This window comes from Hahella ganghwensis DSM 17046 (assembly GCF_000376785.1).
Taxonomy (GTDB): Bacteria; Pseudomonadota; Gammaproteobacteria; order Pseudomonadales; family Oleiphilaceae; genus Hahella; species Hahella ganghwensis.
The window spans coordinates 85,981-111,592 of the sequence record NZ_AQXX01000127.1 but is presented as its reverse complement, the minus strand read 5'-3'; the positions used below and the strand labels follow the sequence as shown (position 1 = coordinate 111,592).

The following is a 25,612-nucleotide window of genomic DNA, read 5'->3' as shown; positions in this document are numbered from 1 at the left end:
TGAGGTTATAAAATAGCTGCATGCAGTGGACACGAAGCATGGTGGATAACGGATACGGAGGGCGGCCGTTCTCGCCCTTGGGGTAATAGCGGGCGATCTTCTTTTCCATGCGTTTCCATGGGATCAGCTTATCCATTCGCTCCAGAAAGATTTCCCGGCGGGTCTTACGCTTCTTATTCTGGTATTCAGCTTCGGAGAAAGTCATCTGATCCATGGATAGTATTCCTGATGAGTGAAGTTGGCCGTATTATGACTGATTTGGGGAGTTATTCAGAGCCTCCCTTTGTTAACCTCAAATATAGAATGCTTATATATATACTTCTTGAGAGCGGCTAAATTCGTCTCATATGAAAGCACAGCTTCAGCAATTGAGTGGTCGTAACTAGCTTGTGACCAAATGTCCAGATAAGGTCCAATTATATCTGCTTTGTATAGACTGTATTGTTGTACGCCCCCCGCATACTCTACTTTAAATTCGTCGACTATTTCTAGTTCATCTACTGCTTTCTGATACCAGCACTGAGCTTCTACTTCCTCTTTTACATCATCCCACCTGAAATACATATCTCTATTTCGAAGGTCAAAGCAGCATAGTAACAAAGGAGGCTGTTCGCCTCTCAGTTTTGCCGCTTCATAGACAATTAGCCCCTCAACATCATAATCATAAAATGTGGCAGTCTTTAAATACCTAAGGGGGTCCGAATCTGGCTGATTCCAGTCAATTCTTTCTGCAGATATGGACTTAAGTATCGGACAACCCACGACACTTGCAGATGAAGTTACGAGATTACAAATATTACTTTGGAAAGTCGTGAAATAAGAAAAAATCGCCCAATCGAATTCGCTTAAAAGGCCCTTGACCTGATCATGGTATCCGCTACCACTGCAGTCTTCTATGTATGGACCAGCATAAGATATTTCCTCAGGGCTTACCTCTATAGAACCAGCTATAATCCAGGGCCTGGAAGTCCAATCTGGCCATGAATTGGCTATTTTACGAATTTCATCACTTCTGTTTAGACGCTGAGCTCCTGAAGGTTGCAGAAAAAACGAAGCTCTAGATATCGACAGTAGTTCGTCAACTATTCTTAACAAAGATTTTTTCGATATTGAATTAAGGTCCAGTTGAATAGCAGTACCCGGCACAATTCACTCCCAAATACTAAATTTATAGACTACCACCCCCATACTCTGAGCAGCATCTAACTGTATGAACTAAGCCGTAATCTGCCAAATATATACACCATACCCATTATCTGCCTCAAAAAAGACTTCTTTTAGAAGAGGCTCGTCATACACCTGCCATGACCGGATTACACCCCCAACTCCACTCAAGAGTTTTGGTAACCTATCATCTAGAGTTTTATTCAATATTGAATAGAGCTTTTCGCTACTGCATTCAACCAAATGTATCTCCGACTTCACTACAGCCACAAGTTCTTGTTTTGTAGCGCCTTCAATGCGCTTAAAGTGTCTTATGGCTGCGTCGACAAACACGGTTACTGGATTAAGTTTCTCTCCTTTCTTACTTTCGTAATAATAGAATTCAATGGTCTCCTCACAGCAAGGTTCCTCATACAATAAGATCTTACTTACCGGTATTCGGCGCTTATAAGGCTCATTTCTAATGGAGGAACAAATATCCTCGGTAGTCAACTTCGTATATTAGCCTGATATACCAGAAGACGATCAAATAAAGCCTGTGATACTGAAGTCACGCTCCATTACACACTCAACAACAAATGCTCACGCTCCCAGGGCGAAATTTCCCGATGGAACTGGCGTAGCTCTTCCTTCTTCACTTCCGCATATAGCTGGCAGAAATCCTCACCAAGGGCCTGATGAATTTCCTCAGCCTGATCAAAGATACGCAGAGCTTCATTGAAGGTTGTTGGAATATAGGAATGGGCGCCATGCTCATCTTCCAGTTCACCTTCGACGGGATGACCGGGCTCGATCTTGTTGACCATCCCCAAGTATCCACACACCAGGCTGGCTGCAATCGACAGATAAGGATTGGTATCGACCCCAATCACCCGGTTTTCCAATCGACGGTCCTGAGCGCCGGAATTAGGTACCCGCAGGCCGGTCGCGCGGTTGTCGTAACCCCAGGCAATATTGGTCGGGGCACTGGAATTGGTATCCGATTCAAAACGTCTGTAGGAATTTACATTCGGGGCAATAAATGGCATCACCTCAATCAAGTGCTTCTGGGTTCCACCGATAAAGTAACGGAACATTTCAGTGGCATTACCCTGATCGTCTGAGAAAATATTTTTACCAGTACTCAGATCCACCACACTCTGGTGAACATGCATCGCGCTGCCCGGCTGGTCGCGCATTGGCTTCGCCATAAAGGTGGCGAACATACCGTTGTTAAGCGCCGCTTCCTTGATGATACGTTTGAAGTAAAAGACCTGGTCTGCCAGCAACAAAGGATCTCCATGAGTCAGGTTGAACTCCACCTGACCGGCACCGTCTTCCTGGATCACCGAGTCGATGTGCAGACCTGCCGCCTCGGCGTAATCATAAATGGTGTCAATCACTGGTCCGTATTCGTCGATTGCCGACATGGAGTATGACTGTAACGCCGTACCTGAACGCCCAGTGCGCCCAACAGGAGGCTCTATTGGTTCATTAGGGTCAATATTCGGCTGAGTCAGATAGAACTCCAACTCTGGCGCAACAACGGGTTTCCAGCCTTTTTCCTGATACAGACTGATCACTCGCTTGAGTACGTTGCGCGGCGCACAGGAAATCGGCTTTCCTTCCCGGTCATTCAGGTCATGAATAATCTGCAGTGTTGCCTGCTTCGCCCAGGGAACGGCCATCGCCGTCGACATATCCGGCACCAATACCATGTCACTCTCGGCCCACTGGTTTTTAATATCCATCTCCACATCTTCACCAGTTATGGTTTGATAAAAGATAGAAATTGGCAGAAAGACCGGATTGTCGGGGGAGAATTTATTGACCGGCATCGCCTTACCGCGGGACATACCGTTCAGATCCGGAACAATACACTCCACTTCATCCAGCTTACGGCCTTTTCGGTAGGCTTCAAAGGCAGGGGGCAGTTCATTCAACCAGGAACGATCAGGCTGACTCATACAATCTCCGATAGTGACTAAAGATCTTTGCAGTGTAATCGAAATATTGGTGAGGGAGTGACTAATTATTGCAATGGCATCATACCGTCCTTGCAACCCCCCTTCTTAGTCCGAATAACCGATTGAAAGGGAGGCATTCATGGGGGTACATTTTGTATCCATGGTAAATTTTGAAAGGTGTGTTCTGAATAGATTCAGAGGCTCCCTGGGTTCATAGCGATGACTTTCTCGCAATGACTATGCTTCAATTGACTACCAGATATTCTATATAAATTAGTAACTTTCCTATGAACATCAACATTATCGACATTGAAGCCAGCGGTTTACACTTTGATTCCTATCCTATCGAAGTAGCTGTCCTTGTGAATGGTAAAACCAAATCATGGCTGATTAAGCCGGAGCCTGGCTGGGTCTATTGGTGTGATATCGCAGAGAGTATCCACGGAATCACGCGGGAAATGCTGCATAAAGAGGGTTTACCTGCCATCCAGGTCGCACGGGAATTATCAGCATTTATGAATGAGACGAAGGAACCTCTCTACAGCGACGCCGTCAGGTGGGATTCCGATTGGGTCGACACGCTTTATTTGGCAGCCAATGACGTCAGACGCTTTCATATGGCATCCATTTATAAGCTATTGCGAGGATCGCAAAAGTTTGCGTTTGATGAGCAAATAGCCATATTGGCAGAGTCTGGAAAATATCGCCGCCATCGGGCAGAAGAAGATGTGCGCATGATTCATGAAGCGTTTAACAGCCTGATACACTAGCCAGAGATTTGGCCAACTAGCGGAGAATGTCCGCTAAAAACCTCTGTGTTGAATCCCATTCTTAACTTGATTCAAAGCTTGGATGACGGAAAATAAACTCCCCCCGCTTTTTAAATGTGATTACCTGGAAGATATATGAAGTTCCTCCGCCAGCATATCGAGCAACAACTTATCGGCCTGACAGGGCTCGCCATCGGTGGCATCGACTATGAGTCACCCGCCGGTGATCCTGGCCTGTTTGGTCCCGACAGTGTGTGCTGGCGGGTACATGGGGATTTTCCGGCCATGCTGTGTGGAGGCATCAGTGCCTTGATGCTGCAGATGCTTCACCCTCTGGCATTGTCCGGTGTTCTGGATCATTCCAATTTTCGGGAAGACATGATTGGTCGACTACGACGAACCGGGCAGTTTATCGCCGGGACGACCTTTGCCGCGGAAAGTGACGCGCGGTGTCTGATTGACCGGGTTCGTAATATCCATGATCAAGTGAACGGCATCGCGCCGGACGGCCGACCTTATGCCGCGAGCGACCCGGTTCTGCTGACCTGGGTACATGTGGCAGAAGTCCGCAGTTTCCTTGCCGGATACTTACGCTACTGCAACCCAACCCTCAGCGAAGCGGAGCAGGATTGCTACTACGATGAGGTCGCCCGGGTTGCCGAAGCTCTCGGCGCAACCGAAGTTCCACGATCGCGCAGGGAAGTAGAGGATTATCTGGAGGGGAAACGCCCTGAACTGGTATTCGATGACAGAGCTGCCGAAGTTCTATCGCTGCTGATGAATGCCCAAGCTCCCAGTCGCCTGACCCAACCTCTGGGCCGTGTTATGACTCAGGCCGGGCTACAACTGCTGCCGGACTGGGCCCGTACCATGATCGGCTTAAGTAATACTCACTGGCAACGTAAAGCAGTTGAGCGCAGTGTGAATACTATCGCACCCGTTATGCGCTGGTCATTCCGTAACGGAGCATCTCACCGGGCCAAGCGGCGGATGGGGGTTGGCAGTTAGAGTGCCAGCCCGATCGCAGCCATTAAGGTTTTAGTTACGAGTCATACTCTTAAAACCCTGGTTTTCTACTTCTATACCAATGCTTTAGGTCATATCTGGGCGCAGGTAACAACCAACCAAGCTATAGAGCTCTATCTATACACACTGATTTCAATCAGATTCCGATCAGGGTCCAGAAAATACACTGACTCTATGGCTCCCATGGCACCGGATTTTTCAACAGGCCCTTCGACAATTTCAACCTGTTCTTTTTCCAAATGTAATAGAACTTCTTTAAGAGGCCACGAGGTTATCAGACATACATCTCCAGAGCCTATCTGAGCGTTATTTCTTGGTTCCTGACCCAGGAGTTGAAGATTGATTTTCTGATTGCCGAACTTCAGTGCTTTCCGACCATTGGCAAAGGTCGTTTCTTCCATCATCAATACCCGGCGATAGAAATTCACCGAATATTCGATATCCGATACGGTGAGAACAATATGATCAATATGACTTATCATGTTACTCCAATAGCATTAACTCAGTTTTTACAGGGTTTGCAGTGAAACCTGGCTGATACAGGAACAGGGAGCAAACAGCGACCAAGCATTTTCAACCCCATCACTTTATTGTGCTGATAACTGACAATGGCCGGTCTTTTGTCGGAGGTTGTATCACCACGACCTCACCAGAAGCAGGGTAATAGTTTGTCAGTGCGGTGATATTAACCTGATGAGTCACCAGTATCGTAGGTGAAGATCCGCGATAATCGATAAGCCAGCGCTGCATGGCTTCAATACGATCTTGCCTGACATCCGGTTGCTGGAAGAAAGAGTTCAATGCCGGCAGTTCCTCTACTTCACCCACATCCAGCAAGCGAGCAGTTTCCAGACATCGACACCACTGACTGGAAAGTACTGTGGCACTTTTGATGCCATGCTGCTTGAGGAAGCGTCCAATTGCGGCGGCCTGGTCACGGCCTTCCTGAGAAAGATTTCGTTGGGTGCGGCAATCATTGATCTGGAAATCTGCCGGGTCACCAAACCCAGGGGCAATGGCGTGACGCATCAACAAAATATAACGTCCTTCAACAACCCCGTTTAATGCCTCAGAATGATCACGGCTTTCACCCATGACAGGGTCAGCCAAGACAGTATCAGGCACGGCGGTCAATGCTACCAATATCGGAGCTACAAAGATCGACACTACAAGCCGCAACGCTCTGGTAACGATCTTTACAAGCCTCTCACGAAGGAATGGCATCGTTCCTCCTCAAAGGTTGTGGCTGGTCCCCTAGATCAGTTGAACTGCAGACATTAGCACGAGCACAACGTGTGGAAAGGCAATCGTCGGTCTGACAGATTGACTTAAATACTCCTTCACCAGTCCGAGGGTTCCAGGCCGATTTTTCAGATACTCGCGGTTAAACTGATACGCCTTTTCGTCACTCTCGGTTTTTAATCCGGCTTCCAGTTGTAAGAGTCGATTTTCAATACGGGCCTGAAAGGTCTTCCAAATCGCATCCTGCAACCAGATCACCAATAGCAGTATGGTCATCAACACGCTGGTCTTGCCTGCAAAATATGCTCCCGCAAACACCGCCACACCGGCCAGTTTGATGATGAGTGAATACTTCTCATAACTATCAAACTGATTTTGAAGCAGCATCCATTCATTGGCCATACTCTGATTTACCAGATCCTGAGATTTCATATCACTCACTTACATTTCCCACTCGAATTTTTCTGTCTGTCATCAGGCCGCTACCATAACCCAGACCAGTGCCTGCGTCATACAAAAAAAAGGCCACCCAGATGCAGAATCCTTTCTGCGGGCGGCCCAGTCGTTACCCGAAAGCAACGACACTACACGGAGTTAAGGGATGATTTTTTCAGGCCTACATCTGCGGCTTCAGGTCCAGAGAAATCCTATTGTCGGAACCAGCCATCAACTGATTCAAAACACTTGTGAGTGGCCCACAGTTCTCCAGCACAGGCAGATCGTACGAACCTTCCAGAGATCCACCATTCATGGCTTCAAAAGTTTCCCCTTCCGGCGTACTGATACTGATATTCACCGGGTCTATTGTGCGACAGCTTTCCCCGCCTCCTATCGGCAGATCCAATCCAAAGACGTTTACTGTAACGCTTGGAACTTTCACATAAACCTGAGAATTAGCTGTCAGCAAACCGTTGATCAGCGTACCCGTCGTCTTCTCGACAGGCTCAAACTCCACAGCGGTAGTCGCAACCAGTTGACGGAATATTTTTGATACCTGGAAAGTGCCGGTGGTCGGTTCCAGCGTCACATCCGCAGACAGCATGCCCGTTGCCAGATCCAGCTCGCCTTCGATGGCCCCGGCCAATGGCAAGGTCCCGCCGGAAGCTGCGACATAAGTACTGCCGTCTGCATCCATACCGATATGTTGGGTCGGATCTCCTGAATCCTTGCCGCTACCGGTAAGTGCAACCGTTAACATCGCTTCATCCGGGTCGTCAGATTCAATGGTCAGCGTGTCACTGCTGGGCATTTCAGAGTTAGCCGTAAAGGACAGATTTACTGCGCAACTGGCTTTTGGCTCCAGAATGCTGCAATCCGTTCCGACAACAAAGAAGTCTGCATTATTGGCCAGCGCAATATTACTGATATTCAGAGCCGCTCCACCGACATTTGAGATGGTTAGCGTCCGCTCCGACGTGCTACCAACATCAATTCCGCCAAAGTCGATTTCTGTCTCACTCAGTTCGATATCTGCAGCGGGTTCCATTTGGCCATTGCCACTCATAGGAACGGTCACACTGGGAGAATCCGGATCATCAGATGTAATGATCAGTTCCGCGGTCTGCATTCCCTCGGTTGAGGCAGCATAGGTCACGTTGATATTACAGCTTTCACCAGATCCGAGGGTTGTACAGGTATTCATCTGTACAAACTCCTGGGCATTGGCGCCAGCAATCTCAACACCATTAATGCCCAGCATGGCGCCACCGGCATTTACGACCTTCACGTCCATCTGGCTGGAAGTACCAAGCTGAACATCACCAAACTCAATCGCTTTTGGATCAACCTGAATATCCTGGGGAAGCCCCGGGCCACCATCAACAACGTTGAAAGAATGCAGCACATTTTTCTGACCCTCGACAATGGTACAGTCAGAAGTAAACTGTCCGACGGGTCCCTCAACCGGACTACCGTCTTCCTTGAGACTGGTCAGATCCAGTATCAGATCATTGATGGTAATCTGCGCAGGGCCTACATCGTCTGCGGTAAAGGTTTCGACAGGCGCTTCGCCTGTCGCAGGGACATCAAAGTCACCTTTTTCTTCAGGTATTGGCGTTGAATCAATATTCAGAGCGACTTCTTTTTCTTCATTCCGGCTTGCAGTCGTAAGTGTCGCTATGCTGGTAGCCTTACCTGACAGGGTCTTGGCCTCCATCATCGCCAGTCCCTGCCTTGAAGCATCATTCACTCGGGTCAGGGTGTTTATCATCACTGGCCCCAAAGGCTCTCCCACGCTGACTTCAGCGGGATAGTCAGCCGTAATTGTCGCCATTACCGGCTGATCGCCGATGAGAGGAAATGGGCACATCATCTCCAGTTCCAGAATCACTGGATCTGCATGTGCCATACTATGTGTTGTCATCAGTATTACGCCGGCTATCGCTGTACTTAACCGGCCTTTTTTAAAAAGAAACGTTGTCGGATTCATCTTTAATCCTTGCATATCAAATTTCAATGAAATATCAGACAGCAGACACTCTGCTATCGGTCGCGTGCTTTGTATTGGTGATGCAAATGCATTTGAGGTCGAACAATATCCGCCTCGAACCAGAATCCCGCAGGACTCAATGCACCTGTTTGAATCGTTTTCTGAAAACTTTATGTCAGAAAATACATAGACATCTGAATAAAGATATATTGGACAACATTGTTCTTATAAATGTATCAAGAGAGGCTTCTCTTCATTGCTGCAGCAGCGGGAAAGATTCTATTTGCGGCGAATTTAATCAGGCAAGGATAATTTAAAAAATTATTATAATTTAATAAGTTATACATTATTCTATAAAAAGGACTATACCTTTTAAAACAACTTGAATTCACCACAACAAAAGGATCTTGGGAATTTAATCGTTATATCTGATATATCCGGTTTATGCAGTATTTCTAAATACGGCTAAGCCAAACAGTGACAATACCAGAACAATGACTATGCCAAAGGTTTACGGGATAGAACCCAGACTTAATGATTAAGGAAACTCTAAAAAGCATCGCTGAGGCCGTCAGTGCAAGGGTAAAGTTGGCCAAACACAGACAAGCTGGATGAAAGCACCATTTGTCGTGAATAAATTAGCATTTTGAGCCGACATCTAACGCCGTAATGGCAATGCAGGTAGTTTTTCAAAGGTTCCCTAGTTCCAAAAGTAACCGTTCACGCCCTAAAATTGCCCGCTCACGACACTCCGTCAACTTTGCAACAAAAATGTCATATGCTCTAGGTATCAAGATAGCAATTCCCGTTTGATAGTTCTTGTCATGAGAACTGTCAGCAAGACGAAGGCCAGTCCCCTTCGCACTCTACTTGGCGGCTCAATGAGCCGCTTTTTTTATTTCCCAGCCACATACAGCGATCAATCAATACCCTGAAGGAGATTGATGAGGTCTTTAATCTGAATCAAAAACGTATTTTGCGGTTTTTTATCCAGTGCGGTATTCGTTAGATCAAGGATCTCTTCCAGCAACGACTCTGGAGGCTTGGTAAACCAGTTTTGCTTGCTGTTTGCTTTCCACCACTCCGCAATGTCACATGTATCCATGCTATATCTCTCAGGAATTTCCAGAATAAGTGATTGCAGCAGCGCGATTAAATAAACCCAACGATCCTGCTCCCGAATAATATTTCTTACCGCACGAAGCCTAAAAAGATCATGAAGCTCCTGATGCAAAGACAAAAGTTCATCCAGTAATGAAACGGACTTCCCCAGCAAGGCAATTTTTGCCTCTCTAACTTCAGCAGGACAACCATTTCGGACCTTTTCCATAAACCATTGCTGAGATTTAGCACCAAGATTTCTAGCCGCAATGACGACAGCTCCCCTGAATTTTGGGTCGTCTCTCGCTGGAAGTTTCTCGATTTCACGCCAGTCTACACCTTGTCCGGATTCTGATAATCCAAGAACAGCCCCAACTGACATACAACGCTCATCGCTCTCCAGTCGTTCACGATAATATCCCGGCAAATCAAATGCCGCCTGGCGCCGGATATAGAACCTTGCCACCTCGCGGACGGATCTATTTATATGGGTCAGGTTATTCATCATTACAGCCATAGACTCTTCTGGAAACTGCTCCGCGATGGCATACATTGCCCGTTTCCTGATCGGGGCATAAGTATCGCCACTAAATAATTTCAGCCATGCCAGTTGCTCCGATCTGTCCTGGAGGCTCATCGCCAGCTTTAACGCCCCTGTGCGAATAACAATATCTTTATGGTAACAAGACCTTTTTATGACCCTGAGTTTTACACCATCAATTCTCTTTAAAACACCGAAAGCCGATCGAGCTAGATGTAGCTCTGCGCTATCAAGAGTCTCCAATAAAGTACTTATCCCTTCTTCAGATTTCAGCCCTAGCTCAATCCCGTCCAGGATAGGTTGGAGATTTCGGCGCTTTTTATGTTGAAGCTGTTGCACCAGATGAAGAAACTGAGTGGATTGACTTGGGGAAAGATTATCCAAGAGCTTGCCTATAAGGCCAAAAGCAAGACTACTGATGTCATAAACCCAATCATTCGCTCGAATAAATGCCATTTTGAGGGCCAAAATCTCATTGACCTCTGACAACCGTTGAAGCGAGGCAGATCTCACATAACCATTATTGTGACTAACTAAGAGAACAAGAACTGTTTCAAGTTGCTCCTGCGGTAAATCAAGACTACGAACAAAGGACTCATCTGCCTGATACCACTGTTTAGCCCAGGCCCGTCCACTGCAGCAGTAGTATTGTGATCGAATACTTTCATCCAGCCAACTGAGTTGATGCTGAGGAACCTGACCCAGTAATTCACTGATCCGCTCTATCGCTTTACTGGCAATTTCTCTATCCGGATGAAAGACCATTGGCGCAATGTACCGAACTGCACCATAGCTCGATAACTTATCGAGCACTCCGGGATCAATCTGCGATTTTGGCGACTTCCAGAATACCAGCGGGTTTTTATGGTCGTCTCGGTGAGAATAGATGCCTTTAACGACTTCAAGCTCAGAAGGAAGAGGTTCTCGTCTCATAGTAGGTCCTTATTACTGAGCGGACCCCAGCCCGGGAAACCACGATAAAATGACTACTACGAGTATCAAGTGGAAACCAATCCGCAATTAACAAAATTCAGGCCAGTCGACCAGATTAATGGCTAGAAACCCTGCGGTCAATGATGACATGTCATGTAATGTGCTCACCTTATTCTTAAATCCAGTCATTATCGGATTCGCCATAAAAACCAGGAAATAGCAGCCAGAAAATGGCGCCTCTATGTTTCGTAGGTTAATTAAATGATTTCAGGCTCTTCTTTTACCAGAGCCCCTCCCCTAGATAAAACCCTACCATTTAGATCCCTAGCAAATTCTTGTATGCGCCCCAACCAGAATGTTATGTTATAACATTATCAAAAAACTCATGACACAAACATTGAAAGTCAACGAAGAAACCTATCTGTCTCCTGGCTTAGCCAGATAAAAGGAAGAAACCATCAATGCAACGTGAATACACAAATGATACTCGCCCTGTCGATCATCGCCTTCCGGTTACCGTGCTCTCAGGCTTTCTCGGTGCTGGAAAAACGACCGTTTTGAATCATATCCTGAACAATCGCGAAGGGCGCCGTGTGGCCGTTATCGTCAACGATATGAGTGAAGTCAATATCGATGCGAATACTATCAAGAACGATGTTGAACTCAATCGCAGTGAAGAGAAGCTGGTAGAGATGAGTAACGGCTGTATTTGTTGCACATTGCGGGAGGATCTGCTGGTTGAAGTCCGCAGACTCTCTGAGGAAAATCGGTTTGACTACCTGGTTGTTGAATCTACTGGCATTTCAGAACCCTTACCCGTTGCTGAAACTTTTACCTTTGCAGACGAACAGGGCGTCAGCCTGTCGGATATTGCCCGACTGGATACTATGGTCACCATTGTCGATGCGGTCAACTTTCTTCAGGATTATGACGAAGCTAGGTCTCTCCAGGAGACGGGAGAGAGTCTTGGAGACGAAGATGAACGTAGCGTTGCAGACCTGCTGGTCGATCAAGTGGAGTTCAGCGATGTGATTCTGGTCAGCAAAACGGATCTTGTAGAAGCTACGGAGCTTGAACGTTTACAGGCCATTCTTCGCAGCTTGAATACTGAAGCAGACATTATACCTATTACTCGAGGCCAGATTGATCTGCAAAAGGTACTGGGTACCCAACGTTTTAGTTTTGAACGCGCACAACAGGCACCGGGATGGCTCAAGGAAATTCGAGGTGAACATGTCCCGGAAACCGAGGAGTACGGCATCAGTAGCTTTGTCTATCAATCCCGGCGTCCATTCCACCCGCAAAAATTCTTCGACTTTCTGCATGAGCAATTACCCCAGGGCCGCCTGATCCGCTCCAAGGGTTACTTCTGGCTGGCCAGCCGCCCGGAGTTCGCCGGACTTTGGAATCAGGCAGGAGGCGTGGCACGTTATGATGTCGCAGGCCTGTTCTGGAAAGCCATTCCAGAACAACACTGGCCAGATGATGAGGAGTACCGCGAGTCTATTCTCGCTAAGTGGGAAGAGCCATTTGGGGACATGCGCCAGGAACTGGTCTTTATCGGTCAGAACATTGACCAACAGGATATTTACCAGCAATTAGATAACTGTCTTTTGAATGATGACGAGATGACGGCTGGAAGGCCCTATTGGGAGTCTCTGCCTGACCCTTTTCCGAGTTGGGAAAGTTGATTGAACCACAATTTGCCGGGGGCATGGTTCAGGCCCCCTATTTCCCCCTCCACGTAAGTGTCTGAGCTGCCAAGCCATCGCCTCTAAACACGCGCCTATCTCCCCTAAACATCCATTTTGACAGATAGACCCGTCCCACCTAGTTCTCGTTGCGTATACAGGTTTGTCCGACACACAAAAATCACAATGAGGGCAGCATGAATACTCCGATCATTTCTGACAACAAGCCGAAAAGAGTCTCTCTGAACAAAGGGGAAACCTATTACTTTTGCGTTTGTGGACGTTCCGGCAATCAACCTTTCTGCGATGGTTCACACAAAGGCACCGAATTTACGCCAAAAGGCTTTACCCCGGAAGAAGATGGAGAGGCCTATCTTTGTGCCTGCAAACATACCGGCAATGCGCCTTACTGTGACGGCACCCATAAACAGTTTTCAGCAGAGGAAGTCGGCAAACCCGGACCAGGAAAAGTTGCCACTTCTGACGGACCACCAGAAGCCTCCCCCACTCCGGAAGAACCCACCGTGGCCCTGATTCACGAAATGGCTCGGGATGGACTGTCAAAGATGGGACATCACGGCCCGATGACCTCCATGGGAGTGCCTCGCCATGCGCTTCCTCACTGGGACGAGATCCAGATTATGGCCGCACAAATGGCCACCCAGCCCTTAATGGAAGATATAGAGGTTGGAACGGAGCTGGTGATTGGCCCCAACGCAAGAAAACCTCTGATCTTGCGTATTCCATTGTTTGTGTCCGATATGAGCTTCGGCGCACTATCGGAAGAAGCAAAGACAGCACTGGCCAAGGGCGCAGAATTGGCAGGGACAGGCATTTGTTCCGGAGAAGGAGGTATGTTACCGGAAGAGCAGGCAGCCAACTCTCGCTATTTCTATGAACTCGCAAGCGCCGGATTTGGCTATCGTGAAGAACTACTAAAGAAAGTTCAGGCGTTCCACTTTAAAGGAGGACAGGGAGCGAAAACCGGCACTGGCGGTCATCTTCCCGCCAATAAAAATCGCGGAAAGATTGCAACGGTCAGAGGAATTGATGAGGGAAGCGAAGCTGTCTCCCCACCAACCTTTCGTGACCTGCACGGCGTCAAGGATTTCAGAAACTTTGCAGACCGCGTCAGAGAAATTACAGGAGGCATCCCTGTCGGGTTCAAACTCAGTGCCAACCATATTGAAGCGGACATTCAGTTCGCCTTGGACGCAGGTGCGGATTACATTATCCTGGATGGTCGTGGCGGTGGAACAGGTGCTGCACCGGTTATTTTCAGAGACCACATCAGCGTTCCAACCATTCCCGCCCTTGCCCGTGCGCGCCGGTATCTGGACCAACAAAACGCCAGCGGCCGGGTAACCCTGATCATCACCGGCGGATTACGTCTGCCAATGGACTTCGTTAAAGCAATGGCTCTGGGAGCCGATGGAATTGCCCTGGCCAACAGTGCCATGCAGTCTATAGGCTGTGTTGCGGCTCGTATGTGCAACACCAACAATTGCCCGGCCGGTGTTGCCACACAGAAAGAGGATCTTCGGAAACGGCTGAACGTCGACAAATCTGCCAATCAACTTCGGAACTTTCTGGAAGCCTCAACAGAGCTAATGGCCGTCATGGCCCGGGCTTGCGGTCACGACCATTTGAATCAGTTCAATATGAACGATATCGCCACCTGGCATAAAACCATGTCTGAGCTGTCAGGGATTCGATACAGTGGTGTGGGTTGATTATCATAGGCGGGCGCTCTCGGAACAGCTGCCCCCCATTTGGAAATAATGACTCCAATCAATCAGGAGACTCGCTGGAAGGTCGCTTGAATTTCTCCCGAAGTCTTTCAGCTTTATCTCTGATAAAGCAAATCTCCGCGTGATCGTTGACCAGTCCCATCGCTTGCATGAAAGCATACACAGTGGTGGGGCCGACGAATTTCCAGCCGCGTTTTTTCAGGTCTTTTGACAAGGCAATCGACTCGGCGGAGGTCGATACCGTTTGAGGTGGCGCAAGATTTGCGGGATCTGGTTCATATTGCCAGAAGTACGCAGCCAGAGAACCTTCCTTTTCCACCATTTCCTGAGCCCGTCTGGCATTGTTGATCACAGCCTCAATTTTTCCCCGGTGCCTGACAATGCCCTCATCCTGCATCAAACGTTCAATGTCATCGGCAGTAAACCTGGCAATACGGTTAAAATCAAAATGACAGAATGCTTTACGAAAATTCTCACGTTTGGTCAGGATCGTCCGCCAGCTCAATCCCGATTGAAAACCTTCCAGGCATATTTTTTCGAAAAGCCGATGGTCATCAGTGACAGGGAATACCCACTCAGTATCATGGTAAGGTAAAAACTCCGAGGTAATCGAGCACCACCCACAACGCACTTTTCCGTCAAGCCCTTCCAACACGCTCATTCTATGTTTTCCTTTTTATAATGGTTCAGTCAGATTTTCCCAAGGGAACTCAGGCTGCCAGAAAGCTTAAACGATCATCCAACATGGACGGTGTGATATTCAGAACTTCGGCAGTCACAACCTTTTCAACAACAAACGGGTCTTGATTGATTCTGGCTTCCAGTTCTTCCTGTGTCGTGTTGTGCGCAACAATGCCCCCTCCCTGATTCGGTTGCAGACTGCCTACTACGAGAAACACACCTTATTCCATCCCCTGTTTTATCCAGTCGTTATGCCTGACCATATATTCAGGTGCCAGGGACTTATTTTCAGCAAATCTGAGCAATACGATAAACATCGGGCAAATCTCCTTATAGCAATCACGGGATCTAGTGAAACGAACAGATCCGCTTATTAATGGGGGTGTTATCTTCGTGGGGTTTTGGCAGCCTGATCGATACAGGCCTGTAGCCATTCATTCATCAGTTTTACTTCTTCTTTCACAAATCCTTCATCCTGAAAGGCATTGGCAAGGGTTGCTACTCCCTGACTTCGGGCGAGCAGATGCATGGCGAATCTGTCTGCGTCCTGAGCACATCCCAGGCTGAGAAACTGTTGACTTAACCAATCATGAAATAGCGTAAAAAGCTTATTGGCTTCCGGCTGCGACGGATGATTCAGCTTGGCTAGCTCTGAGCAAAGTGAGCCTACCGGGCAACCGTACTGCATGATCGGCTCCTGGTTCACAATCAGAATATGAATAAAGCACCGTATGCGGGCTTCCGCTGTGTCACCCTGCAACTCCCACTGCTCTATAATCTTACGGGTCTTGGCAAGCCGGAACTCAATCACTGCATCGAGAATTTCATCTTTGGATTTGAAGTGGTAATAGAAGTTTCCGCGAGAGATATTGACCGCATCAGCGATATTCTTAAAAGAGGTATGCTCGTACCCCTGCTGATAGATCAGCCGGTCTGCGGCTTCAACAATACCTGCTCTTGTTGGGTTCTCTTTCACTCTCTACTCTCCCCTGGCACCTGTTGAATACCTGTCATCAATACCTCTGCCGAGACTAACTCCCAAACCCTAGGACACTTGTCCTAATCAATAAAACAAAAAAATAGGACAGCCGTCCTATTTTGTCAATCATTGATTTCTTGGGCCGAATTACAAAAAGAACTTAACAGCTCAAGCTAGAACCCTTTCGATTCACTCCGAGCCAGCTTGATCCAGGTTTTATAGAGGTCATTGTAATGACGGCTGGCTCTGTTGGCCTGAGTGATGATTTTGACAAGCAGTTCCTGTGCTTTTGCTGTTTCGCCGCTCTTTCTCAGCAATAAAGCATAGCGATAGCTTGCTTCAGGGCCAGGAAAATAGGTATCAAGTACCGAGAATTCGTGTAAAGCAGCTTCTATATCACCCGTCTGCTCCAACGTTCTGGCGTAAAGCAGGTGGGCATCAGCATTTTTGTAGTCAGGATTATGTTCTATCAGGCGATCCAGGATAGCTTTGGTTTCAGCATGGTTTTGCAAACCGAATTCAGCCCTGGCCAACCCGAACATAAAGGTAGGATCGTGTTCGTATAATCCTTTGAGGCACTTCTTAAACAGCGCCTGAGCTTCAGCAAACATCCCTTTCTTGAGCATTTCTTCAGCCAGGGCAGCTGAGTTTTCCCGGGTATCAGCAATCGAGTAATCCATCGCCGCCTGCTTGATTTCCCTATTTGGATTGACGGCGCCACTTACCGCCCTTCGAGCTTTCTTGCCGCTTCGGCTGTTCCCCAGATCGGGCAGAACTTCAACAATAAAATAAGCAATCGATCCTACCATCGGCAACATCACAACCACCCAGATCCAAGTTGTGTTGCGGCCTGTTTTAAAGATATGCACGACAAGCGCAACCTGAATCAGGATAGACAGAATTAAAAACGGCACCCTCGATTCTCCTTTTTCATGTCTATGTTGAGATGGCTAGAAAAACATCAGGGACATCGCCCCAAGTCAAACCTGGCAATTTATACTTCCCATGACAAAAGTTCATCATCTCTCCAAGTAATTTTACCTCTTTTAACGTCGGTCACCGCTTCTTCCCCCTTGCATTGCATGCTTTCAAGCGAAGCAGAAATGTGTAGAAAAGATCGTGAAAGATAGGAAAACCGTGAAAATCGATATAGTCGAAGGGCAAAATGCTTCTGGAATTCTTTGCTATATTTAAGTCAGCGCCACGAATTACTCTGACCAACGCCTAGCTGGAAAGAGTGAGAAACATCATATTGCAGACCGGAAGTATAAAAGGTTAAGCAGCCAGGGACCCAGGGTGAAATATGCTGAACCAAATATCTTTATTAGATCTGGTCGATAGCTTTAACGGCAGACCTATCCCTCCCTATGTCCTTGCTGCCACCCTGGCAACAGAACTCACCTCCACCAAACAAACCGCCAAGCAATTATCGCTTTGCTCGAAGAACGCACAGGCCATTACAGCCAGAGCCGATGAATGGGGCAAGGGATTCTCAGGAATAACAGATTACATCAACGACACCGCCAACATCATGATTGAGCTGGCAGATAAGGTCGGCAAGCTTGCACAGGGCCTGACCAAGGCATCAGTAAAGAGCGTCTTCGAACAGAAAATGGCGGCCAATCTGGAAAAGCTGAGCGCACAAGCCTTTCAGGCACATCCGGAACTACATGGCCTGACACAGGAAATTCTGAAAAGCGCCGACAGTTTTAACAACAAGAATGTAGAGGCGGTCATTGAGCTGAAAAAAAACCTGAGAGAGATCAAGGACTGTAATCGGACGTTAAACTCAATTGTCGCCATCTGCCGAATCGAAGCCTCACGTGCAGGCCCCTTTCAGGACTCGCTCTGGGCAATTGCAGACACGATAGAAGGGGCGGTACTCACACTCAAGGACCGTATGTTGATGGGTGACAGACTGATGAACCTGATGGAAATGCAAACATGCTGACAAAGACTCTGTGGGAAGCCAATAGCCATAAATGGATTATCTGCGGTCGGGATCCCGAGAAACCAAACGGTATCATTGATACCAATCAATACATGGTAAGAACCCATAACCGGTTGCTGATTATGGACCCCGGCGGTATCGAACTGTTTTCCGCCATGCTGAACAGCGCACTGGAATATGCTTCCATCAATGAAATCACTGATCTGTTTGCCTCCCACCAGGACCCGGATATCATCTCCTCCCTGGGCCTTTGGGACAGGGCTCTGCCCAAAGCACGCTTACATGCTCCCTGGCTCTGGGAAGGGTTTATCCGACATTTCGGCATGGAACACACCGAGTATGTGCGCATTCCGGATGAAGGAGGCGAAATTGACCTTGGCGCTGTCAGGCTCACTCTCGTTCCCGCGCACTATCTTCACTCTTCCGGAAATTTCAATGTCTATGACCCACAACTGAAAGTACTGATGTCAGGAGACATAGGCGCTGCGCTTGAACCCGGGCAGCCGCCACTATTCGTTGAAGACTTTACGTCTCACACAAAGCATATGGAAGCCTTTCACAGACGTTGGATGCCTTCCAACGAGGCCAAGCAACACTGGATCGACCGCATCCGAAAATTGCCGATTGAGTATATGGCCCCTCAGCACGGTCGTATATTCAAGGGCGATGATGTCAAACGATTCCTCGACTGGTTTGAGAATCTCGAAGTGGGGTCAGCCATACGCTGACAGCCCTTTGGAGCCCCTGACATCTGACATGCCAGAAACGCTTGGAGATTCATCCATCGCACCGTCATAAGTCGGTCTATATCTGGTTTCCGCCTTCCTTTGCACGCACAGCAATCGCATTCTGCGTACCTTCGCCTGGTTTTTGGTGATTATCATATCCTTGTTGCTGGCCATGCACATTGCACCAGGATTTCATAATGAAGTGATCTTCTATTCTCCCGGTCTGGGGACTTCTACCATGCCCTTCACTTTGAAGGCCGGACTGGATAAAGCCATAGCAGCAGCGATTGTGCTGAGCCTGATGATCAGTCGACTACAGTTTCAGGGGGTAGGGATATTTATCCAGAAAGATTTGCCAGTCATGCTTACCGGTATAGCGGGCATACTATTGACGGGTTACATTCTAGGCATAGATCTCGATATCAAGTTCGGCCAACTGACTCTCGCATTTGCGTTCTTTCATTTCTTTGTCACCTGCATGGCGGAGGAGGCATTTTTCCGCCTTCTGGTGCAGGAGACCCTGTGGCAAAAACTTCAAAAGTCACCTTTGAGATTTCTTGGCCCCTTGGCTGGACAAGTTAATCAATACGCAGGATTCATTGCATTTACCCTATCTGCGTCATTGTTCACCCTGGCCCACTTTCATACTGGTCCGGGTGCAATGGAGCGCATGTTCTTAATCTTCCTGGCAGCGTTGCTCTATGCGGGTATTTATTGGAGAACCAGAAGCTATATCACCTCCGTGACAGCCCATTTTTTGCTTAACTTTCTGCATCTTTCTCTATTTACCTATCCCGCCACCTTTTAAAACCAGGCCGTTTGCCATGTACAGCCACTTTCGATAAATGACCTCCGTACTCTGGCGATTGTCCTATACTTTCTGAGTATCTTCAGAAATCGGCCGACCAAGAACCGGAGGCATTGATGGAATACCCAAGCTTTGTTGAAGACAGCGATTACATTGCTATGGATTCAGATATTCCAGAAATTGATCAACTTCGGGCCATGTTGAGTAATCTGACCAGAGTACAACTGCTCTGTGCCAATAAGTTTGAAGACTTTGATCAATTGATCAGAGAATACTTGATCGCGGGTATCGAGATCTTTGGTCTGGAGACAGGCATCGTCAGTGAAGTGACTTCTGACGGCGTCTACAAAGTCAGGGATGTTGTCAGCCCTCTGGATGTACTTCATAAAGGACAGGAGTTTCCACTGGAGGATACCTATTGTCGTGAGGTCGTACAAAGCCAGCATGTTCTGGGATTTCCACAAGTTGGAGAGCTGGACTACATGAACTGCCACCCCGTGTACCAGAACCTGAGGCTTGAAGCCTATTTATCTGCGCCGATATTTGTTGGGGACAAGCTGTTCGGGACCTTCAACTTCACCTCAACCACCCCAAGATATCGGGGCTTTTCCGTCAACGAGCGAAACCTGATTGTCATTTTGGCCAATTCCATCGGTGCATTTATTCTTCTTAGAAACAAGGAAGAACGCCTTATTTCCCTCAACGAAAAAATGAAGCGTTTTGTAGGATATGTGGCTCACGATCTTCGTAACCCCATGGCGGCCATTATTGGCTACGCCAAACTCTCAACACGCGAAGGGTTGACCGTCGAACAGATGAGAGACTTAACCGAGCGAATTATTGAGCCTGCAGAAAGAGCATTGGAGTTAATCTCCACGATACTTGAGCGGGCGGCGTTGAGCGCAGGCAAAATCACCTTGGATATTACCCAGGTAACATTATTCGAATTACTGGATACCGCTATTGAAAGCGTTTCTGCATTTGCAGAAGATGCGAGCATTACAATAAAAAACAATGTGTTAAAGGACACCATCCTTGAATGCGATGAAAACAGAATGCACCAAAGCCTGATCAATCTATTGATTAATGCCATCAAGTATTCCCCTATGCATGGAGAGGTCGATATCACCTCAGAGATCAAGAAGGACAATTGCATTATCAGTATTACCAACAAAATCGATCAGGAGGGTCCCCCCAAAACCTTCTCGAACACTCCGGTGTACAAGTCAGTGGGGTTTGGCCTCGAAATCGTTAATGAAGTCTTTAAATCACATGGTGGCACATTGCAGACGACAGAGCAGAATGACACCTATAAGGTTGTATTATCCATTCCCCTAATGGCTCAGCAGGCAGTCTGAACGACCTGTAAGATCATCTTACATACACATTGGCAACACGCCCGGATACTGATACTGGACTTTGGTCCATCGTCTCCCTTTTACTTTAATGGAGCAGTATCCGTGATAAAAATAACGAAAACGCCAGGCCATACTCATAATCCCCCTATCTGCCTGACCATGATTCTGTTGGGTGTATTAAGCTGGCAAATGGTCGGCTGTAGCGGCGGCACCTCCACCGCCACCAAACCCTCAGATTTTGATACGCCGCTTGAGCCCGTGAATGTTGGTGGTGACGGAGACTTGTATGATGCCAATCGATTACTGAATGTCAGTATCAGCCTGCCCGAGGCAGACTACGCCGCAATGAAAGCCGAGGGGCGCACGCTGGCCAGCACAGCCAGAGAATGTGTTCCCGAATATGAGTATACAGAATTCAAGGCCACGGTCACCATTGATGGTGACACCATGGAAAACGTCGTCATCCGCAAAAAAGGATTTCTGGGCTCACTCAGCCCCAGTCGCCCATCGATCAAACTTGATTTTAATGATCTTCATGACGGTCGCACTTATCAGAATATGACCCGAATGACGTTGAATAATAACCGTCAGGATCCCTCCAACGCCCGTCAGTGCATGGCCTACGACAAGTTCAGGGCTATCGGCATTGCCGCGCCACGCTGTAACTTCGCCAGAGTCTCGGTCAATGGTGAAGACCTGGGAATATTCTCCAATGTAGAGCCGGTAAAGAAACCCTTTTTGAAACGAACCTTCGGAGACGATGACGGCAATCTTTATGAAGCCCAACTTGCTGATTTCGGAACCTATCTCAGTGACAACTTTGAGAAAAAAACCAATAAAAAGGAAAATGATCGTACCGATCTGATGTCCGTCACAGACGCTCTGCAACTACCAGACACTCAATTGGCAGCAGTTCTCCCGCAACTGATAGACGTGGACGAGTTTATTGATTTCTGGGCCATGGAAACCCTGCTGGGATTCTGGGATTCCGCCACCGGCAACGCGAACAATTACTATATCTACCGGTCTCCTGACGATGGCCTATTTCATTTCATTCCCTGGGGAGCGGATACCGCGTTTGTCGGTACCCATCTTTTCAAGCCTGATTCCGGTCCCATGTACCGAAATCTGAGTATTGCCAAAAGACTTTATGATATCGATATCTACCGTGATCAATATCACTCAACCCTTGAATCCCTGCTGGAAAATCACTGGAACGAAGAAGAACTTCAGAGTGAATTGAACAGAATCCGGCAATTGACCGGCACCTCCGAATCCTCTTTCGAAACAATCAACCAGTTTATCTTTGGCCGTGGGGTGGAAGGAGAGGACAACCACATCGCCTCTCAACGACAACGTCTGGCAGCCGCCCTTTCAGGCGATGAAACTCCTGGAAACTCCCATGTTCTGCAGGATGTTGCAGCCAATTGCTCCGACAACCCTATAACGACAGAACTGACAGCGGATATTACATCAACCGACGGAACAGATAAGGGGGTTTTCAGGTTTACTCTGCCTAATGGAAATAATGTCGCTGCCAGTCTGACCTATGCAGCGTTCAAGGTAGACAGTCTGGTCTATTCGCTGGCTGACTTTACCTCTCCCTCTGTCGTCAGCCTTTTGTTGATCGGAGCCGATATCAATGACAACTTTACTCCCTACGTCATTCAACTCTATATCGAAGTATCCGACTACAAACCCGGTACTCATGCCCTACACGGACTCGCAACCAACCTACTGCTATTTGAAGTGGATGAATCGGCTCCCCTGGGTATCAACACGATAGCCATGGGGCGACAGGCAGCATCACCATCGACAGCGTAGGAACTGGGGATCATGCAGGAGATGTCGAACTCAGCCTGGATGTCACGCTGGAATACCTGCCAGAAGTCGATTGATCATGAAACCAGATTTTCCGTTCCCCATGGGTCACTTCCGTGGACATTCATTGCAGGAACAATCCCGGTTCGCGCTCATGAACCGGGTTGATTCCAAATTTATGATGTCACTGGACACTTTAAAGAAAGTGCTGAACCCACTGGCTGACCGCTACAGTATGCTTGAGATCAACGGCCTTCGCTGGTTCACCTATGACACCCTTTACTTTGATACCAAAGCACTTGATCTCTACCACGCTCATCATAACGGCAAGCTGAACCGTTTTAAGATCCGGACACGCCATTACCTTGATACCGGAAGCGCTTTTCTTGAAATCAAGTTCAAGAATAATCTGCAACGTACAATCAAGCGCCGAGTTGAGATAGGTCACCCCACGCCCGATACAGAACAGATTCGGGAGTTTATCCATGATTTTTTCGGCCTGTCGGCGGCAGGGATGTTGCCGGCTCTTTTCGTCCGCTATAAACGGGCAACCCTGATCGGAGGGAACCAGCGGGAAAGAATCACCGTGGATGTGAATCTGGAGTTTAGCAACGGAAGGCAGCGCGTTTTACTCCCAGAGATCGCATTAATCGAGGTCAAGAGCCAACAGAAACCCAGTCAATCCCCCATCGCCACATTATTGAGGCAGGAAGGAATCAGATCTCTGGGATTCAGCAAATACTGTATTGGGACCAGCCTGGTACGCGAAGGTGAAGTGAAAACCAACCGCTTCAAACCTGTTCTGGGCCGACTGGAAAAACTGCAATCACGACAAGCCTCACTGCAAGAAAGGCAATCCGGCAGCAAGCCAACCCCAAACTTACCTGCCACTCCTTCTGTTATACCCATTCATGACTATTCAAAGGAAACACTATGGAATCAACCGTTGATCTCCATTTTCTCATCCGCCTGATCATCAACACTTTTTCTGTTCTGATACTCGTTCGCTGCTACTACAACTTTTCCCGGCATCGGGAAAACGCGGCCTCATTTGTATTGTTTGGAACCGGTGTTTTTCTGGTCACCGCACTTCTGCATTCCGCAGAGGTCACGATGGGCTTTGCATTCGGGTTATTCGCCGTATTTTCCATGCTCAGATATCGCACCGAAGCTCTCGGTATCAAGGAAATGACTTACCTGTTTCTGGTCATTGCCATGGCTTTGCTCGGGGCAGTGGGAACCATGCAACATATTGCGTTGATTATTCTGAATATGCTGCTGATTGCTCTGGCATTACTCCTGGAAACGCGACTACTGCTTCCGCTGATCGAAGAACAGGAAGTGGAATACGAAAAAATTGAGAACATCCGCCCGGAGAACAGAGAGGTTTTGATTGAGGATCTTGCCACCCGCACAGGTCTTGACGTTCAGCAGGTGGAAGTCGTTTCGATCAGTTTTCTCAAGGACACCGCCCTGCTCCGGTTACACTATAAAAAGAGAGTGACACAATGAAACCAGACTGTCAGCGGAGATCCATGCAGCTCTCCCGATTACTGCTTGTGTCATTTCTGGCAACAGCAAGTCTCCACAGCCAGGCTCAGAGTGTACCTGTGGACGGCCCTTCAACGGAAGATTCCGAACCAACCAGAGACAATCGCCTGGATATCAACGCCTATCTGGTGATCGGTCTGGACGATTATGGTGCTTTTCACGATAAAGAGGGCACTGAGTCCAACACACATTTTATTCTACGCAAGGCAAAACTTGGTTTTGACTATGAGTTCAACAATGCCTGGCGGGCAGAACTGGGCCTGGATTATTCCATTGAGAGAGATAACCAGAGCCTGGATGTCGGTGACGCCAATATTGATTATCGTGGGTTCGACTTTGGCAATATCCAGATCGGACGAATGCTGGAACCCTTCGGATTTGAAAGACTGGACGGTTTTTCCAGTCTGATGACAAACGAACGCTCACTTGCCACATCCGTATTTGCCCCCGGGCGCTCCTCCTATGGCCTACGCTTAAACAACAAAAAGAAATCATACACATGGGCAATTGGTATATTCCAGGAAGCTTCTGACCCGGCTTCTCCAAGATCCATTACCGGACGCGTGACAGCAGCTCCTGTTCGTGAACCCCAGGGGGCACTCCACCTTGGGCTGGCTGCCTCTTACAGAGACTTTCAGGATCAGGAGTTCCAGATCAAAGATGAGGCGGAAGTATTCAGCGCAGATAACGTGATTCGCAGCGCCCGCTTTGATGCTAAAGATGTGCAATTAATCGGGGCTGAGTTAGCCGGAGTCTACCATTCACTCACATTCAGCTCTGAGGCCATGACTCAGCAAATCACCCAAACCAATGACCGCCGTTGGCATTATTCAGGTTTTTATACCCAACTAGCCTACTTCCTCACGGGCGAGCAACGAGAATACAGCAAAGGTGAGTTCAAACGGGTAAAACCACTGCGGGATATCGGCGCGGTAGAACTGGTTTCCAGGTTCAGCGCAGTCGATCTGCAAGACAACGGCATTGGCGCCAAGGCACAGATCCTGATGCTCGGCGTCAACTACTATTGGAAAAAACGGTTTCTGATACGGCTCAATTATCTGATTCCGGATCTTAGCGGTAATGCACTCCATGATGATCCGAAGGGCGAAGCCATCACTCTGCGAGCGCAGTACCGTTTTTAA

At 48.0% G+C, this 25,612-nt stretch carries 24 protein-coding genes; 12 read left to right on the top strand and 12 right to left on the bottom strand.

The features are described from left to right. From F566_RS0119515 to F566_RS0119500, 3 genes are all read right to left on the bottom strand, one after another. Nucleotides 1–214: IS5/IS1182 family transposase (locus F566_RS0119515; RefSeq protein ID WP_020405098.1), on the bottom strand; the 214-nt coding region annotated here is incomplete at its 3' end. Between the two features lie 56 nt (nucleotides 215–270). Further along, complete coding sequence (locus F566_RS0119510; protein WP_020408713.1) at nucleotides 271–1,146, bottom strand: hypothetical protein; 876 nt, start codon at nucleotides 1,144–1,146, stop codon at nucleotides 271–273. A gap of 578 nt (nucleotides 1,147–1,724) precedes the next feature. Then, entirely contained in the window at nucleotides 1,725–3,110 is a 1,386-nt protein-coding gene (locus F566_RS0119500) for a glutamine synthetase family protein (protein ID WP_020408711.1), read from the bottom strand. A 287-nt stretch (nucleotides 3,111–3,397) separates the two neighbouring features. On the opposite strand from F566_RS0119500, the gene F566_RS0119495 reads away from it, so the two are divergent. Beyond that, nucleotides 3,398–3,880 (top strand): 3'-5' exonuclease, encoded by a 483-nt coding sequence (locus F566_RS0119495; protein ID WP_020408710.1) that lies wholly within the window; start codon nucleotides 3,398–3,400, stop codon nucleotides 3,878–3,880. 135 nt (nucleotides 3,881–4,015) lie between these two features. Then, a complete protein-coding gene (locus F566_RS0119490) occupies nucleotides 4,016–4,888 on the top strand; it encodes an oxygenase MpaB family protein (protein WP_020408709.1) in 873 nt (290 codons plus the stop codon). Between the two features lie 131 nt (nucleotides 4,889–5,019). Here the strand turns inward: F566_RS0119490 and F566_RS0119485 are convergent, their stop codons facing one another. The 5 genes from F566_RS0119485 to F566_RS0119465 all read right to left on the bottom strand — a co-directional run bounded on the left by F566_RS0119485 (nucleotide 5,020) and on the right by F566_RS0119465 (nucleotide 11,151). Next, nucleotides 5,020–5,388: a VOC family protein gene (locus F566_RS0119485; protein WP_020408708.1), complete on the bottom strand. Its 369-nt coding sequence runs from the start codon at nucleotides 5,386–5,388 to the stop codon at nucleotides 5,020–5,022. A gap of 100 nt (nucleotides 5,389–5,488) precedes the next feature. After that, nucleotides 5,489–6,130: a histidine phosphatase family protein gene (locus tag F566_RS0119480; RefSeq protein WP_020408707.1), complete on the bottom strand. Its 642-nt coding sequence runs from the start codon at nucleotides 6,128–6,130 to the stop codon at nucleotides 5,489–5,491. A 30-nt stretch (nucleotides 6,131–6,160) separates the two neighbouring features. Continuing rightward, complete coding sequence (locus F566_RS0119475; RefSeq protein WP_020408706.1) at nucleotides 6,161–6,580, bottom strand: hypothetical protein; 420 nt, start codon at nucleotides 6,578–6,580, stop codon at nucleotides 6,161–6,163. Between the two features lie 184 nt (nucleotides 6,581–6,764). Next, on the bottom strand, nucleotides 6,765–8,510 hold the full coding sequence (locus F566_RS0119470; protein WP_157496917.1) for a choice-of-anchor D domain-containing protein: 1,746 nt from the start codon (nucleotides 8,508–8,510) through the stop codon (nucleotides 6,765–6,767). A 985-nt stretch (nucleotides 8,511–9,495) separates the two neighbouring features. After that, entirely contained in the window at nucleotides 9,496–11,151 is a 1,656-nt protein-coding gene (locus tag F566_RS0119465; protein WP_020408704.1) for a hypothetical protein, read from the bottom strand. 461 nt (nucleotides 11,152–11,612) lie between these two features. Here F566_RS0119465 and zigA point away from each other — a divergent pair, with 461 nt between their 5' ends. Beyond that, nucleotides 11,613–12,842, top strand: coding sequence for a zinc metallochaperone GTPase ZigA (gene zigA / locus F566_RS0119460; RefSeq protein WP_020408703.1), 1,230 nt, complete (start codon nucleotides 11,613–11,615; stop codon nucleotides 12,840–12,842). A 197-nt stretch (nucleotides 12,843–13,039) separates the two neighbouring features. Then, complete coding sequence (locus F566_RS0119455) at nucleotides 13,040–14,575, top strand: glutamate synthase-related protein (RefSeq protein WP_020408702.1); 1,536 nt, start codon at nucleotides 13,040–13,042, stop codon at nucleotides 14,573–14,575. Between the two features lie 58 nt (nucleotides 14,576–14,633). Here F566_RS0119455 and F566_RS0119450 read toward each other — a convergent pair whose 3' ends face one another. From F566_RS0119450 to F566_RS0119435, 4 genes are all read right to left on the bottom strand, one after another. After that, nucleotides 14,634–15,254 (bottom strand): DNA-3-methyladenine glycosylase I, encoded by a 621-nt coding sequence (locus F566_RS0119450; protein ID WP_020408701.1) that lies wholly within the window; start codon nucleotides 15,252–15,254, stop codon nucleotides 14,634–14,636. A 49-nt stretch (nucleotides 15,255–15,303) separates the two neighbouring features. Next, a complete protein-coding gene (locus F566_RS34945) occupies nucleotides 15,304–15,492 on the bottom strand; it encodes a YciI family protein (protein ID WP_020408700.1) in 189 nt (62 codons plus the stop codon). Between the two features lie 167 nt (nucleotides 15,493–15,659). After that, entirely contained in the window at nucleotides 15,660–16,250 is a 591-nt protein-coding gene (locus tag F566_RS0119440; RefSeq protein ID WP_020408698.1) for a TetR/AcrR family transcriptional regulator, read from the bottom strand. A gap of 176 nt (nucleotides 16,251–16,426) precedes the next feature. Continuing rightward, a complete protein-coding gene (locus F566_RS0119435) occupies nucleotides 16,427–17,167 on the bottom strand; it encodes a tetratricopeptide repeat protein (RefSeq protein WP_020408697.1) in 741 nt (246 codons plus the stop codon). Between the two features lie 389 nt (nucleotides 17,168–17,556). Between F566_RS0119435 and F566_RS0119430 the strand changes: the two genes are divergently transcribed. The 8 genes from F566_RS0119430 (at nucleotide 17,557) to F566_RS33485 (ending at nucleotide 25,612) form a co-directional block, all read left to right on the top strand. Further along, nucleotides 17,557–18,204 (top strand): hypothetical protein, encoded by a 648-nt coding sequence (locus tag F566_RS0119430; protein WP_020408696.1) that lies wholly within the window; start codon nucleotides 17,557–17,559, stop codon nucleotides 18,202–18,204. Next, nucleotides 18,198–18,932: an oxygen-binding di-iron domain-containing protein gene (locus tag F566_RS0119425; RefSeq protein ID WP_020408695.1), complete on the top strand. Its 735-nt coding sequence runs from the start codon at nucleotides 18,198–18,200 to the stop codon at nucleotides 18,930–18,932. The genes F566_RS0119430 and F566_RS0119425 overlap by 7 nt, the downstream gene beginning before the upstream one ends. A 145-nt stretch (nucleotides 18,933–19,077) precedes the next feature. Continuing rightward, nucleotides 19,078–19,740: a CPBP family intramembrane glutamic endopeptidase gene (locus F566_RS0119415; protein WP_157496915.1), complete on the top strand. Its 663-nt coding sequence runs from the start codon at nucleotides 19,078–19,080 to the stop codon at nucleotides 19,738–19,740. Between the two features lie 116 nt (nucleotides 19,741–19,856). Continuing rightward, entirely contained in the window at nucleotides 19,857–21,098 is a 1,242-nt protein-coding gene (locus F566_RS0119410; RefSeq protein WP_020408692.1) for a GAF domain-containing sensor histidine kinase, read from the top strand. A gap of 102 nt (nucleotides 21,099–21,200) precedes the next feature. Beyond that, nucleotides 21,201–22,922, top strand: coding sequence for a CotH kinase family protein (locus F566_RS34940; RefSeq protein WP_020408691.1), 1,722 nt, complete (start codon nucleotides 21,201–21,203; stop codon nucleotides 22,920–22,922). A 76-nt stretch (nucleotides 22,923–22,998) separates the two neighbouring features. Then, on the top strand, nucleotides 22,999–23,892 hold the full coding sequence (locus tag F566_RS33490) for a polyphosphate polymerase domain-containing protein (RefSeq protein ID WP_020408690.1): 894 nt from the start codon (nucleotides 22,999–23,001) through the stop codon (nucleotides 23,890–23,892). Then, nucleotides 23,853–24,431 carry a DUF4956 domain-containing protein gene (locus F566_RS0119395; protein ID WP_020408689.1) on the top strand — a complete coding sequence of 193 codons (579 nt, stop codon included), beginning with the start codon at nucleotides 23,853–23,855 and terminating at the stop codon, nucleotides 24,429–24,431. The genes F566_RS33490 and F566_RS0119395 overlap by 40 nt, the downstream gene beginning before the upstream one ends. Beyond that, nucleotides 24,428–25,612, top strand: a complete 1,185-nt coding sequence (locus tag F566_RS33485; protein WP_020408688.1) for an OprO/OprP family phosphate-selective porin — start codon at nucleotides 24,428–24,430, stop codon at nucleotides 25,610–25,612. The genes F566_RS0119395 and F566_RS33485 overlap by 4 nt, the downstream gene beginning before the upstream one ends.